This window comes from Aquibacillus kalidii (assembly GCF_014280935.1).
In the GTDB taxonomy this organism is placed as follows: Bacteria; Bacillota; Bacilli; order Bacillales; family Amphibacillaceae; genus Aquibacillus_D; species Aquibacillus_D kalidii.
Window position 1 is genome coordinate 65,577 of the sequence record NZ_JACLZI010000056.1, and the last position, 12,592, is coordinate 78,168.

Genomic DNA, 12,592 nt, shown 5'->3' on the forward strand with positions numbered 1-12,592 from the left:
TGTATGTCTTTTCTTACTCGTGAAAAGATAAGCCAGAAGGAGGTTTGTTTAATGAACAAAAATCAAAAGTATAAAAACGATCCTTATGAAGATCGTAAAGAGTATGAATTAGATGTCGATCGTATGATTAGTGAAGGAATGGCCGGCGGAACTACTAAGTCTGTTCATGATCGGATGCAGATAGAACAAGCGAGAGAGTTACCAGAAGAGAACGAACCGTTTCCTGAAGAAAGCTAAACAAACACTAGCGCAAAGCATTGCGCTAGTGTTTTGTTTTTTTAGCAATAACCTCTTTACGTTTGATATAATAAAGAAATACATTGTTTACTGTATTTCAGTTGTCACGATTCCTAGATATTATAATAGAAAATTAAAAGAAAGAGGATTATTATTTATGATAGAAAAATTAAAGCAAATATACCCCTCACTAATCGAAATACAATCAGACTCTGATGTAGATACAGATCAGTATGTCTGGTATATCACCTCCACTCATCATATTGTCGGGATTCATAAAAGTGAGTTATCTGACAAGGAGAATAATTTATTAGAGACTTTCCTCTCTCCCTATTATACTAATCAAGCCCCTATTACAAATCGCGAAAAAGAGTGGCTAAATGTCATTTATAATGGCGGTGACCAAACTAAATTCAAAACGGAGGAAATTCTCAACTACAGATTCATTTACTTCTCATTATCTGATGACACGGTTGATCCCATTTCTTTTCGTGAAGCAGTTCACGGATTATTTCCTAGTAAAGTACCAATCCTATGGGAAAATAATCATGAAGGAGTCATCATTCAAGAAAATTGGAAATCAAGTGATGAATCCATATCCTATTTGGAAATTATTGATGTTCTAACTAGTGATTTCTATATGAATGTACATTTATTTGAAGGACCCATATTTTACGACACTAACTCTGCCGCTCATCATTACGAATGGATTAAGAAGTGTTTTCGTACTGTTCTTCCATATAGCAAAGGTAAGTTTTCGAACTATGTCTCTTCATTACCTTATTTATTAATAAACCATTTTGATGAAAGTTATGTAGAGACGTTGATTGACTCAATTCTAAAAGAAACTAAAACGGAAGAAGAACTTTTAAATACTATTCACGTTTTTCTAGAATGTAATTCAAACGCAACATTAGCAGCTAAAAAGCTTTATATGCATCGGAATAGTCTACAATATCGGGTGGATAAGTTTATTGAAAAGACAGGGATAGATGTGAAACAATTTGAAGGAGCAATTGCTGTGTACTTAACTTTAATCTTAAGAAATAAGAGAGCAAAAGAAAAAAGTATGTAAGCGTGCACAAAGAGCGAATGCTTTTTTGTGCACCGTTGCCATTTACCTGTCCTCAAATTTACAGTACACTAAACACATAGATAAAACGCTTTCAATTAAAGGGAGGAAATAATAATGTCAGAGTTAACATTAAAAAATATTGATAAGATTTATGATAAAGGTGGATCTAAAGCAGTTGATAATTTCAACTTAGATATCGCAGATAAAGAATTCATCGTATTTGTTGGTCCATCTGGTTGCGGTAAATCAACAACATTACGTATGATTGCAGGTCTTGAAGAAATTTCTGGAGGAGAATTTTACATTGATGATAAATTAATGAACGAAGTTGCTCCTAAAGACCGTGATATCGCAATGGTATTCCAAAACTATGCACTTTATCCGCACATGAACGTTTACGATAATATGGCATTCGGATTAAAACTTCGTAAATTTTCAAAAGAAGAAATAGAACAACGTGTCAATAACGCTGCTAAAATCCTTGGACTTGAAGCATACTTAGACCGTAAACCAAAAGCTTTATCTGGTGGTCAACGTCAACGTGTTGCTTTAGGACGTGCAATTGTACGTGATGCAAAAGTGTTCCTTATGGATGAGCCGTTATCAAACTTGGATGCAAAATTACGTGTACAAATGCGTGCAGAAATCCAAAAGCTTCATAAGCGTTTACAAACTACTACTATTTACGTTACACACGACCAAACGGAAGCTATGACAATGGCAACTCGTCTTGTTGTTATGAAGGATGGTGTAATCCAACAAGTTGGTGCACCTAAGGAAGTTTATGACAAACCGGATAACGTATTCGTTGGTGGATTCATCGGATCTCCATCTATGAACTTCTTTAATGGTAAATTAGAAGATGGATTCTTCGTTCAAGGCAATTCAAAAATAGCAGTTCCTGAAGGAAAAATGAAAGTACTTCGTGAACAAGGATATGTTGGAAAAGACATCATTCTTGGTGTACGTCCGGAAGATATCCATGATGAACCAGTATTTATTGATGCTAACCAAGGTTCAAAGATTACTGCTACTATTGAAGTTGCAGAGTTAATGGGGTCTGAATCCTACTTATATTCTAAATTTAATGACCAGGATTTCGTTGCTCGTGTTGATTCTCGTAATGATATCCAAGGAGGAGAAAAAGTAGAACTTGCATTTGATATGCACAAATCTCACTTCTTTGATGTAGACAGTGAATCAAGAATTAAATAATACAATTTTTCAGGGATATAACCATTTGGTTATATCCCTTTTTTATTTCACCTAATCATTTCCTTAACTGAAACATTATTTGTTGCCTCACATTCGGGGCAATAGAATAAGTGAACACATGTGTGACTTTCTAACGAATCTGGATCATGATCAATAAGTTTCGTCCCCTCATAGTCCAGATAAGCAATATAGTCACCCATAAAATCAACTAGTCTCCCTTGGTTTTCCATATTTCCCTGGCATGTTGGGCATGGTGGTGAATCGTTTATGAATCCATTACATAACGGACATGTTCTCTCCATTGTAGTCCCCCTAAACTTATTAATTTTCCTAATTATTATTGTGAACCCTTTGCCTTACTAACCATAGAAAAAGTTGGTATTTTTATTTAAAAATATTTAAATTCTTAGAATAAAAGGCATTTTTTAGTAAATGATATTAATGAAATAAAAGATTTTGAATTGTTTTAAAATCAAAAAAATTCATTAAGACAGCTTGGTTATATGTAGGTAAAAGTAAAGACGGTAACGAAAGTTTTTATGTGATTGACATTGAAGCATTAATTTCTTAGACCAAAAAAAGGAGACACCTTGTAGGTGCCTCCTTAGCCATAAAATATTTAATTATCTTGTTTGACCGCCGAATTGTTGTTCTGCAGTTTGTACTAAACGCTTAGTAATTTCTCCACCTACAGAACCGTTAGCGCGAGAAGTTGTGTCTGCTCCAAGGTTTACACCAAACTCTTGTGCAATTTCATACTTCATTTGATCTAGTGCTTGTTCTACTCCTGGTACTAGTAATTGGTTAGAATTGTTGCTGCTTGCCATGATAAAATCGCCTCCTGAAAGTTTTTAAATTATTTTAACGTATAGTTGATTCTTACTTAACTTGACCGCCAAACTGTTGTTCTGCAGTTTGTACTAGTCGCTTAGTGATTTCTCCACCTACAGAACCATTAGCGCGAGAAGTTGTATCTGCTCCAAGATTCACACCGAATTCTTGTGCAATTTCATACTTCATTTGGTCTAGTGCTTGTTCTACACCAGGCACTAACAATTGGTTTGAGTTGTTGCTGCTTGCCATGTGTATCACCTCCTGTATTTTATAGTGTTAACAGGTAACCCCAAATCCTATGCATGATTTTTTTTGGTAATAGTTGGTAAATACCACCTAGGGGTTGGTGAACTAGGGAAACAAATTCACTCATTTTAAAGATGCTTTCACAACTTTAATTATCTAGTTTGACCACCGAATTGTTGTTCTGCAGTTTGTACTAGACGTTTAGTGATTTCTCCACCAACAGATCCGTTAGCACGAGAAGTTGTGTCAGCTCCAAGGTTCACGCCAAATTCTTGTGCAATCTCATACTTCATTTGGTCTAGTGCTTGCTCGACACCAGGAACTAATAATTGATTTGAGTTGTTGCTGCTTGGCATGTTTATCACCTCCTGTACTCACTATTGTGGGCAGGTAAAGCAAATCTTATGATAATTTTTTTCTGGAAAAATCATGAAAAAAGCTCAAAATACCATTATAATAGTATTTTGAGCTTTATAATTTTTTATTATTATTTAGGATATGTCATCTCTTTGGGGTTAATTAGGCTATTAAATTGTTCCTCAGTGAGTAACCCCGAATCCACCGCAGCCTGTTTTAATGTAGTATTTTCTGTAAAGGCCTTTTTGGCAATTTTAGCTGCATTTTCGTAACCTATATGTGGATTCAATGCAGTCACTAGCATAAGCGAATCATTTAGATTCTTCTCTATATTCTCATGGTTTGGCTCTAAACCTACTACACATCGATCGTTGAACGATAGCATACTATCTGCTAGTAACTGTGCAGATTGAATAAAGTTGTAAGCAATCACCGGTTTAAACACGTTTAATTCAAAGTTTCCTTGGCTAGCAGCAAACCCAATGGTTGCATCATTTCCAATTACTTGTGCCGCAACCATCGTCACCGCTTCACTCTGTGTAGGGTTTACTTTACCTGGCATAATTGAACTACCTGGTTCATTAGCAGGAATATTAATCTCTCCAATTCCACACCTAGGTCCGCTGGCTAACCAACGTACATCATTGGCTATTTTCATTAAGTCCGCCGCAAGTGCCTTAAGTGCACCATGTGCGAAAACTAACTCGTCATGACTTGTTAGTGCATGAAACTTATTTGGAGCCGGAATAAATGCTTTTCCAGTAAATTCACTAATTTTTTGACTAACTCTTTCCGAGAATTCAGGATGTGCATTCAAGCCTGTACCTACAGCAGTCCCTCCAATGGCTAGTTCTTGTACATATTCCATACTATTGATTATCATTGATTCTGTTTTTTCCAACATACGATGCCAACCACTTATCTCTTGACCAAGCGTTAACGGTGTAGCATCTTGTAAATGTGTACGCCCAATTTTAACTATATCTTTAAACGCTTCCATTTTTTCTTTTAACGTTAACTTAAGTGTCTGTAATGCTGGCAATACTTGATCCTCTAATTGCAACAATGCTGCCACGTGCATTGCTGTTGGATACGTATCATTCGAGCTTTGAGATTTATTGACGTCATCATTAGGATGCAATGTCAGTTCACTACTTTGCTCCTTCAACCACTTGTTTCCGACAAAAGCGATTACTTCATTAACATTCATATTTGATTGTGTCCCACTACCAGTTTGCCATACTACTAGCGGAAAATGACTATCTAACTTACCTGAAATAATCTCATCAGCTGCATATGTAATGGCCTTTGCTTTCTCTTCTTCAAGTAAACCAAGATCATGATTAACCAATGCTGCACTTCGTTTTAAAATGGCAAATCCATTAATGATTTCTTTGGGCATTGTCTCAGAACCAATAGGAAAGTTTTGTTTACTCCTTTGCGTTTGCGCTCCCCAATATTTATCTGCTTTTACCTTTATTTCCCCTATTGTATCTTTCTCCACACGGTAATCCATTTCCCTATACCTCCCCATTAAATTATACTTCATTAGTATTGTATCAATTTTTATACTTTTAATAAAATTGAAAACTCTTTTATGGTAAATTTTATTAAAAGTCACATATATTGTGTCATTTCTGATGACACTTTACATGTTATAATAAAGTTACTTATTAAGAGAGGAGAGGAAAATCTAGAGATTTCCTCGATAATCTTTATAGCGCAAGTGGGTTAGATCTCTATTCATTAGAGATCTTTTTTTATTGGGATTGACACAAAATAGTACGGATTATGCTGCCATTAAATTGACTGCATCTTTTATAATAGATAAACAAAGGAATATCTTTAAAGGAGGGTGCATAATGCCCAATATTTGGACACACATTTTATTTTGCGAAGAATTAGTAGATGTAACAGAGATGGCTACTGGTTTTAACAGAAAAGACGAAGCATATCTAAATTTAGGTGCACAAGGGCCCGATCCTTTTTTCTACTACAACTTTTGGCCATGGAAAGCAAAAAGCCCCGTTAATGATATTGGTTTAATTTTACATACCGAGCAATGCGGAAAATTTTTAATGAATATGATAAAGGGAGCTAAGAGCGGCAGTAGAGCTATAAAAGCCTATGTAATTGGATTCGTAACACACCATATCCTTGATCGAAATACGCACCCCTTTATCCATTACCATGCCGGATATGAGAAAAATAAGCATCAACAACTAGAAATTATTATTGATACAATTATGATGGAACGATTTAAGAACCTTAAAACCTGGCGTGCTCCAGTTTATAAAGAGATGGATATAAGTCGTAAACTCGATTATGCCCTTATTAACATGCTTTATCAGAATATTAAGAAGGTGTATTCTCCAATAGGAACACCAAAGAACTACATACAAGCATCTTTTCGGGATATGATCCTTGCCCTTAAAGTATTGCACGACCCACATGGATGGAAAAATAGTATATTGCGATCAGCTATTTCATCCTTTTCTCATCAACCGGTAAGTAATAATGGAGTGGATTACTTAAATGATAATGAACAAATTTGGTTTCATCCTGCTACAAATGAAGCGTCCACGAAAAGCTTCCTCACTTTATATGAACAGGCCCGTGCAGAAGGACTTGAAATTTTACCGGAGATCATAAACTATTGGGAGAGGCCGTTTGGAACTGATGTGATCGAAAACGAAAGCAAATTAGAAAAACTCATCGGTAATGTTTCCTATGATACGGGACTGCCATTAGATTTAAATTACAGCAACCAATACGCAAGGCCGATTATTTAAAAAGACGAGACTAACATGGTTAGCCTCGTTTTTTAGTATCCAAAACCAAAATATTCTTCTAGAGTTAGCTGCTGCTTATAAACCTCATTAGCTATTTCTTTCCCTACATATCGTATATGCCATGGCTCATAACTATAACCAGTTATTTCTTCCTTACCTTCTAAATATCGAATGATATAACCGTATTTGTGAGCATTTTCTGCTAACCAACTGCCTTCAGCTGTTTGTTTAAAAGTTTGCTCAAGTGCAAAAGCCATTTCTGCAGAAGTAACATCCATGGCTAATCCTGTCTGATGTTCACTTGTTCCAGGCTTAGCTGAGAACTTATCGGCATTTTCTTGTCCGTTTCTAGCCACATTATTATCATAAATCACTTTTTGCCTATCGTATGACCTATAACCTGAAGCTGCAACTAAATCTAAACCAGCCGCTTCAGAAGCAGCGAATAATTCTTCCAGAGCCGCAGCTGCTTCTTTCCGTAGTTGTTTTCTAGGATCCTCGCCTGTAAAAGAAAAAGGCACATTCGGCACCATTAAATCTGGTGGAACATATCCGTCTGGAAGCTTCCGCTGCTTATTAACAAGAACTTCCTTACTTGTCTCATTGTCTACTATAGTAAGACCTGTTGACTCCTCAATCGTTCCATGTTGATCAACTTCCTTAGCTGGTTCAGTATTGGTCTCATCTTTAAATATATTAGCTTCCTCATCAGAAGGTGGCTCTTCTTTGTTTTGATCTGTTCCATTTGTTTCAACTAACTCTTTATTCGTTACTTCCTTTTGACTTTCTTGTACATCATTAGCTTTTTCTCTATTATTTGTGCAAGCAGATAATGTAATGGTTGTCAAAATTAGTATTGTAGCAGTTATAAACTTGAATTTCTTCATAGTTTGTTTCCCCTTCAGAACTTTTTTACATAACATTATTTAATATAACATATTTGACAGTCTCTTGATTATCGAAAATATTATTTCTAATATATACTAAATTCTTTGCCATTCTCCTTTTAGACATAGTACCTTCTAAAACTCAAAAAATCCTTGTCACTATCGACAAGGATTTTTTATTAAATCAATATTCCCATGTGTACGTTTGAAAGTCCTTACTTAATTTTAAAAATGTTTGTTTGTCCCTTAAATCAATTGATTCGTTAATCTGTTCTTCTAAGCGTGCCTTGTTCCAGTTAAAACATAACTCATCGAGGATAAGTTTTGAAGCTAATTTAATCTCATACGAAATTTCTCTTTTTGCCACAATTCTTGAAACCTTCTGACGACTAAATTCTTTTAACTTATAGTTAACTTTATGCTTTTTCATGGAACACGCCCCCTTGTTCCTTTTTTTTATTATCCTAGATTTTTCAGTTAAATGCAATAACTTTTATTAAATTTCCTTAAATTTTCTGAATATTTATATATCAATACCCTTTATGTATGTAATGTAAACATAAAAAAACCGACCACTCCTAAAATAGGCTGGTCAGTTTCAGTTATTACTGTTTTGAAAATAAAGTTGTACTCGGTTGTTTTTTGTCTGCAGATTGTGGCTTTATCGTCACTAAAGCAAGGATACCTGCTAAAATGGCACACGTCATAAACGTGATTACCAACCATGTTACACCTCTGTTCATTAACATGGCTGCTATTGGTGGGCCAGCTGCAACCCCCATATACCTAGCAGAGCTGTAAATACAAGTTATTGTTCCTCTTACGCTTTTTGAAATACTCTCTGTAATAAGGGAATCGAGACAAGGCAGACCTACTCCTATTCCAATTCCACAAATAAGAAAGACAATTAATAAATAGACAAATTGTTCAGAGAAACGTACTGCCAATACAGATCCAGCTGAAAGAATAATTCCAAAAAATGTTATCCATTTCATTTTTGATAAATTGTCCTTAATAACCTTCCCTGTAATATACGATGCCAAGCATAACGCGGCCAAAGGGCCAGCAAGATAGAGTCCTTTTTGTATTCCTTTAAAGTTATACGTATCCTCCAAGATACTAGACAAATAAAATAAGATTCCAAATAAAACAAACATAAGGATGGCACCTATCGCAAAAACGCCTAGAAGCCATTTTCCATGTTTGTGAAATGTCTCCTTTGTATTTTTCCAAAATACAGGAAAAGGAGGTCCTTTTTTATCGTTCTTCGGTTTCTTAACTAAAAATAATACTAACAACGCAGAAATTAGGCAAAAAACTGGAATAGACAAAAAAGGTAAAAACCAAATAAAACCAGCTAAAATCGAACCCAATATTGGACTTAGAACTTTTCCAAATGTATTGGACGTTTCCACTAACCCTAGTGTTGTACTAACATCTTTTTCTCTTCTAAACATATCCCCTACTAACGGTAAAACGATTGGTGCTGTACCTGAAACCCCAACCCCTTGTAATATTCTTCCAACTAAGACATATATATAAGCATTTTCCATTTTCCATGCCGCATAACCAGATATTAAACCACCTAATCCCGAAATAAGAAGGGATGGTACAATAATGACTTTCCTACCAAATCTGTCAGACAAATACCCTGCAATTGGGATAAGAAATATAGCGACAATCGAATAGACGGTAATAATATAACTTGATTGCAGTTTAGATATTCCCATCTCCTCTTCCATCATAGGAAGAACAGGTATTAACATCGAATTTCCTAACGTCATAATTAGTGGGATGGATGCTAATGATACTATAGCCCATCGTTTTGCATGGATTTCATTATCTTGTTGGTTGTTTTTTGTGTCTTGGCTATGTCCCATAAATCCATTCCTTTCAATAAAGTGCTACCCATAATATTGTCCTATTTAAAAATTTCATTCATGAAGAAAACTACAATTGTATAACAGGCCTCTTTCGTAGGAATTGGTCTTATCTCGGTTTATGATCATTTTTTTATATACTGCTAACTTAATGCTAATTAGCTAATATGCACCTAATTGATAAATTAGATTCCCTTCAAGACCAAGATAGTGCTCTGCATCAAGATGATACTGATTCCTTCCTAAAGTAACGTGTGTACCTTAATGGAGCGGAAAATACCTGGATGCTTTGTATGTAAATGAAGATTTAGAACAACAATAAATATCAATCTCGAACTAAATGTAATGTTGTGCACCACTAAAATTCTTGCCGCACAACAAATCATATTCATTGGCGACTCTTTTTTTCTCTAGACTTATCCCATAGTCTTTTGTTAAGCTATTAATGCTTTTTCAATCAGGATTCGGAGGCAATATAAATGAATCAATATGAAAATATAAAACAAGGTGAAAAAGGCGCTTGGATTAGTATTTTTGCTTATATCTTACTTTCTGCCATTAAACTAATTATCGCCTACATAGGGAGTTCTTCTGCACTTAGAGCAGATGGGCTTAACAATACAACAGACGTAATTGCTTCTATTGCAGTACTGATTGGGCTTAAAATTTCTAGAAAACCACCAGACAACGATCATCACTATGGTCACTTTAGAGCAGAAACAATTGCTTCCTTAATTGCGGCATTTATCATGGTAACTGTTGGTTTACAAGTAATTGTTGGTACTATTCAGTCCATAATAGAGGGTAATTATGAACAACCAAATATGTTAACAGCCTGGACCGCACTTGGAGCATCCGGGGTTATGTTAATTGTTTTCCGATACAACCTAAAGCTTTCAAAGAAAATTAAAAGCACTTCCCTTTATGCTGCAGCTCAAGACAATAAATCAGATGCATTGGTTAGCTTAGGGGCATTTATAGGTATCATTGGTGCACAGTTTGGTATTTACTGGTTAGATCCTATTGCAGGATTAGCTGTTGGGGTCATTATTGTAAAAACAGCTTGGGAAATTTTTAGAGATGCCAGCCACACCTTAACGGATGGTTTTGACGAAGATCAACTTAAAGAAATTAAATCAAGTATTGCTAAACATCCAGAAGTTGAAGAGGTAAAAGATGTAAAAGGTCGACTGCATGGTAGCCAAGCTCTAGTTGAGGTCACGATATTTGTAGATCCTGACCTCACTGTTCAGGAAAGTCATGACATAACAGAAAGAATTGAAACACTACTCGACGAAAAGCATGATGTACCACATGCTCACATCCACATAGAACCGTTTCACGAAGAAAATAATAAAGAATAGTATTTCTAATAACGAAGAACCAAAAGACTACTCTGTGCTAGAGTAGTCTTTTCAATTATTTATTAAATTTCAGCAATAAGTCATCGATATCGTCCCATCCATATGCTGTTTCTTGGTAGGTTCCTTTTCCAATTGTTGTTTCTTCTTTTTCTAGTTGTTTCGCACCATAATCCTTATAAAAACGATTAGAAGGATTCTTTGTTAAAACCCAGACGAGAAGAGACTGATAACCAGACTGCTTCATTGCTGTCGCAAATGATTCAAGCAACATCGATCCTAGTCCTTTTCGCTGATATTCTTCTAGTAAATAGATGGCGTATATTTCACCATCATAACCAAATCGCTTCGTCCTTTCCTTCCCTCCGGAGATAAACCCGACAATTCGTTCTTTGTTATCTACAATAACTAACGCAGGTTGATTTTCATTAGGCATACAGAGGATCGTTTCCCATAAGACTTTCCGATTATCATAGGTGATATTTGACATATCTTGTTCATTTATAAGCTCAGAATACGTTGACTTCCAGCTTTTTACATGAATATCTGCTATTCGCTCTGCATCTTCTAGCTTTGCTTCTCTAACCTTGTACATCGCTATTCCCCCATTTAAGACTTAACTTTAAGGTACTAAATGGTAAGTAAAAATACAGCCAATATCGCACCGATTACGACAAGTATAATATGAATATTAAAAACCGCTAACACAATAGCTATGATTCCTGCTAACACTCCAACATATGGCTTATCGGGTATAACAGACATGATTCCTGGAAAAATAAGAGCACCAAGAGCTGCATAAGGTATTGCCGCCAACCATTTGTTGACCCACTCAGGAAAGTTCACCCTATCCACAATATAGGCAGGAATAAATCGAGGAATCATCGTAACTAATGCCATTCCAATAATGATTACGACTATCATGATGACTCATCCTCCTCTTTAATCAGCACTATACCTACTAATCCACCAATTAGTGTACCAGCAACAATTGCCCATCCTTGATCAAGAAATTGGCTAAATAAATAATTAGTTAACATAGCAATAATGGGAATCAGGACAAGTTTTAACTCTTTCTTAACAGATGGAATGAGCAGTCCAATGAACATCGCATAAAGCGCTACTCCCATACTTTGACTGAGAGCCTCTGGTATTATATCCCCTAAGACTCCGCCGAGGAAGGAACCAGATACCCAAGATGTATAGGCTGTTATCATCATAGCTGCATAGAAATATGCACCGTTTTCCTGTTGAGCTTCTTTTGTATGTATAGATGCCACTGAAAAAGATTCATCTGTTAATCCTAAGGAAAGGGGAACTTTCCATCTTAATTTATAAGCCTTTATCCGATTCATAAAAGACAAACTCATGACAAAATGTCGAAAGTTCAAAACAAATGTTGCAACAATTATTTCAATAGCACCAGTACCAATCGCAATCATTCCTGCTCCCATGAACTGTGCAGCACCAGCATATACGAGCACACTCATTAATGTAAGTTCTGTAAGTGTCATGCCTGCTTGTTTTGCCAGAACCCCATAAGCAAGTGCAATAGGCAAGTAGCCTAACATTATTGGAAATCCTTTGGCAATTCCACGTTGGACCATCATAATCCTTGTGGAGGTATGAGGTTTATCTATTACCTTTGTTGTCATATCCTCTTCTCTACCCTTTCCTTTCACTTAGCACTTACAAAGAAGTTATTTCG

General features: G+C 35.7%; 16 protein-coding genes. 5 read left to right on the top strand and 11 right to left on the bottom strand.

Annotation, left to right across the window (positions count from 1 at the left end; translation table 11 throughout):
- Nucleotides 1-51: 51 nt before the first annotated feature.
- The 3 genes from H7K77_RS16075 to H7K77_RS16085 all read left to right on the top strand — a co-directional run bounded on the left by H7K77_RS16075 (nt 52) and on the right by H7K77_RS16085 (nt 2,527).
- A complete protein-coding gene (locus H7K77_RS16075) occupies nt 52-237 on the top strand; it encodes a hypothetical protein (protein ID WP_186579194.1) in 186 nt (61 codons plus the stop codon).
- A gap of 157 nt (nt 238-394) precedes the next feature.
- Entirely contained in the window at nt 395-1,312 is a 918-nt protein-coding gene (locus tag H7K77_RS16080; protein ID WP_186579196.1) for a PucR family transcriptional regulator, read from the top strand.
- Between the two features lie 114 nt (nt 1,313-1,426).
- Nucleotides 1,427-2,527 (top strand): ABC transporter ATP-binding protein, encoded by a 1,101-nt coding sequence (locus tag H7K77_RS16085; RefSeq protein ID WP_186579198.1) that lies wholly within the window; start codon nt 1,427-1,429, stop codon nt 2,525-2,527.
- A gap of 47 nt (nt 2,528-2,574) precedes the next feature.
- Here H7K77_RS16085 and H7K77_RS16090 read toward each other — a convergent pair whose 3' ends face one another.
- From H7K77_RS16090 to fumC, 5 genes are all read right to left on the bottom strand, one after another.
- A complete protein-coding gene (locus tag H7K77_RS16090; protein ID WP_186579200.1) occupies nt 2,575-2,829 on the bottom strand; it encodes a hypothetical protein in 255 nt (84 codons plus the stop codon).
- 321 nt (nt 2,830-3,150) lie between these two features.
- Nucleotides 3,151-3,354, bottom strand: a complete 204-nt coding sequence (locus H7K77_RS16095; RefSeq protein WP_186579202.1) for an alpha/beta-type small acid-soluble spore protein — start codon at nt 3,352-3,354, stop codon at nt 3,151-3,153.
- A gap of 52 nt (nt 3,355-3,406) precedes the next feature.
- Nucleotides 3,407-3,610: an alpha/beta-type small acid-soluble spore protein gene (locus H7K77_RS16100; RefSeq protein WP_186579204.1), complete on the bottom strand. Its 204-nt coding sequence runs from the start codon at nt 3,608-3,610 to the stop codon at nt 3,407-3,409.
- A 149-nt stretch (nt 3,611-3,759) separates the two neighbouring features.
- Nucleotides 3,760-3,963: an alpha/beta-type small acid-soluble spore protein gene (locus H7K77_RS16105; protein ID WP_186579206.1), complete on the bottom strand. Its 204-nt coding sequence runs from the start codon at nt 3,961-3,963 to the stop codon at nt 3,760-3,762.
- A 131-nt stretch (nt 3,964-4,094) separates the two neighbouring features.
- Nucleotides 4,095-5,480 (bottom strand): class II fumarate hydratase, encoded by a 1,386-nt coding sequence (gene fumC, locus H7K77_RS16110; RefSeq protein WP_186579208.1) that lies wholly within the window; start codon nt 5,478-5,480, stop codon nt 4,095-4,097.
- A 346-nt stretch (nt 5,481-5,826) separates the two neighbouring features.
- Here fumC and H7K77_RS16115 point away from each other — a divergent pair, with 346 nt between their 5' ends.
- Nucleotides 5,827-6,756 carry a zinc dependent phospholipase C family protein gene (locus H7K77_RS16115; protein ID WP_186579210.1) on the top strand — a complete coding sequence of 310 codons (930 nt, stop codon included), beginning with the start codon at nt 5,827-5,829 and terminating at the stop codon, nt 6,754-6,756.
- A 32-nt stretch (nt 6,757-6,788) separates the two neighbouring features.
- On the opposite strand, the gene H7K77_RS16120 is transcribed toward H7K77_RS16115, so the two are convergent.
- From H7K77_RS16120 to H7K77_RS16130, 3 genes are all read right to left on the bottom strand, one after another.
- Nucleotides 6,789-7,643 carry a M15 family metallopeptidase gene (locus H7K77_RS16120; RefSeq protein ID WP_186579212.1) on the bottom strand — a complete coding sequence of 285 codons (855 nt, stop codon included), beginning with the start codon at nt 7,641-7,643 and terminating at the stop codon, nt 6,789-6,791.
- A gap of 184 nt (nt 7,644-7,827) precedes the next feature.
- Nucleotides 7,828-8,073: an IDEAL domain-containing protein gene (locus tag H7K77_RS16125; RefSeq protein WP_186579214.1), complete on the bottom strand. Its 246-nt coding sequence runs from the start codon at nt 8,071-8,073 to the stop codon at nt 7,828-7,830.
- Between the two features lie 175 nt (nt 8,074-8,248).
- The gene (locus H7K77_RS16130; RefSeq protein WP_186579216.1) at nt 8,249-9,523 is read right to left on the bottom strand and encodes an MFS transporter; all 1,275 of its coding nucleotides are present in this window, start codon (nt 9,521-9,523) and stop codon (nt 8,249-8,251) included.
- 479 nt (nt 9,524-10,002) lie between these two features.
- Between H7K77_RS16130 and H7K77_RS16135 the strand changes: the two genes are divergently transcribed.
- Entirely contained in the window at nt 10,003-10,887 is an 885-nt protein-coding gene (locus H7K77_RS16135) for a cation diffusion facilitator family transporter (RefSeq protein ID WP_186579218.1), read from the top strand.
- A 55-nt stretch (nt 10,888-10,942) separates the two neighbouring features.
- Here H7K77_RS16135 and H7K77_RS16140 read toward each other — a convergent pair whose 3' ends face one another.
- Genes H7K77_RS16140 through H7K77_RS16150 form a run of 3 tightly spaced genes read right to left on the bottom strand, consistent with a single transcriptional unit; the run spans nt 10,943 to nt 12,539 of the window.
- Complete coding sequence (locus H7K77_RS16140; RefSeq protein WP_186579220.1) at nt 10,943-11,479, bottom strand: GNAT family N-acetyltransferase; 537 nt, start codon at nt 11,477-11,479, stop codon at nt 10,943-10,945.
- Between the two features lie 35 nt (nt 11,480-11,514).
- Nucleotides 11,515-11,808 (bottom strand): AzlD domain-containing protein, encoded by a 294-nt coding sequence (locus H7K77_RS16145; RefSeq protein ID WP_186579222.1) that lies wholly within the window; start codon nt 11,806-11,808, stop codon nt 11,515-11,517.
- A complete protein-coding gene (locus H7K77_RS16150) occupies nt 11,805-12,539 on the bottom strand; it encodes an AzlC family ABC transporter permease (protein WP_186579224.1) in 735 nt (244 codons plus the stop codon). The genes H7K77_RS16145 and H7K77_RS16150 overlap by 4 nt, the downstream gene beginning before the upstream one ends.
- Between the last annotated feature and the right edge of the window lie 53 nt (nt 12,540-12,592).

What these genes read in the sequence shown, in the direction of transcription:
- H7K77_RS16085 (WP_186579198.1), top strand. Translation starts at nt 1,427, where the DNA reads ATGTCAGAGTTAACATTAAAAAATATTGATAAGATTTATGATAAAGGT.
- H7K77_RS16100 (WP_186579204.1), bottom strand. Translation starts at nt 3,610, where the DNA reads ATGGCAAGCAGCAACAACTCAAACCAATTGTTAGTGCCTGGTGTAGAA.
- H7K77_RS16130 (WP_186579216.1), bottom strand. Translation starts at nt 9,523, where the DNA reads ATGGGACATAGCCAAGACACAAAAAACAACCAACAAGATAATGAAATC.
- H7K77_RS16105 (WP_186579206.1), bottom strand. Translation starts at nt 3,963, where the DNA reads ATGCCAAGCAGCAACAACTCAAATCAATTATTAGTTCCTGGTGTCGAG.
- H7K77_RS16115 (WP_186579210.1), top strand. Translation starts at nt 5,827, where the DNA reads ATGCCCAATATTTGGACACACATTTTATTTTGCGAAGAATTAGTAGAT.
- H7K77_RS16140 (WP_186579220.1), bottom strand. Translation starts at nt 11,479, where the DNA reads ATGTACAAGGTTAGAGAAGCAAAGCTAGAAGATGCAGAGCGAATAGCA.
- H7K77_RS16120 (WP_186579212.1), bottom strand. Translation starts at nt 7,643, where the DNA reads ATGAAGAAATTCAAGTTTATAACTGCTACAATACTAATTTTGACAACC.
- H7K77_RS16080 (WP_186579196.1), top strand. Translation starts at nt 395, where the DNA reads ATGATAGAAAAATTAAAGCAAATATACCCCTCACTAATCGAAATACAA.
- H7K77_RS16075 (WP_186579194.1), top strand. Translation starts at nt 52, where the DNA reads ATGAACAAAAATCAAAAGTATAAAAACGATCCTTATGAAGATCGTAAA.
- fumC (WP_186579208.1), bottom strand. Translation starts at nt 5,480, where the DNA reads ATGGATTACCGTGTGGAGAAAGATACAATAGGGGAAATAAAGGTAAAA.
- H7K77_RS16125 (WP_186579214.1), bottom strand. Translation starts at nt 8,073, where the DNA reads ATGAAAAAGCATAAAGTTAACTATAAGTTAAAAGAATTTAGTCGTCAG.
- H7K77_RS16090 (WP_186579200.1), bottom strand. Translation starts at nt 2,829, where the DNA reads ATGGAGAGAACATGTCCGTTATGTAATGGATTCATAAACGATTCACCA.
- H7K77_RS16135 (WP_186579218.1), top strand. Translation starts at nt 10,003, where the DNA reads ATGAATCAATATGAAAATATAAAACAAGGTGAAAAAGGCGCTTGGATT.
- H7K77_RS16095 (WP_186579202.1), bottom strand. Translation starts at nt 3,354, where the DNA reads ATGGCAAGCAGCAACAATTCTAACCAATTACTAGTACCAGGAGTAGAA.
- H7K77_RS16145 (WP_186579222.1), bottom strand. Translation starts at nt 11,808, where the DNA reads ATGATAGTCGTAATCATTATTGGAATGGCATTAGTTACGATGATTCCT.
- H7K77_RS16150 (WP_186579224.1), bottom strand. Translation starts at nt 12,539, where the DNA reads ATGACAACAAAGGTAATAGATAAACCTCATACCTCCACAAGGATTATG.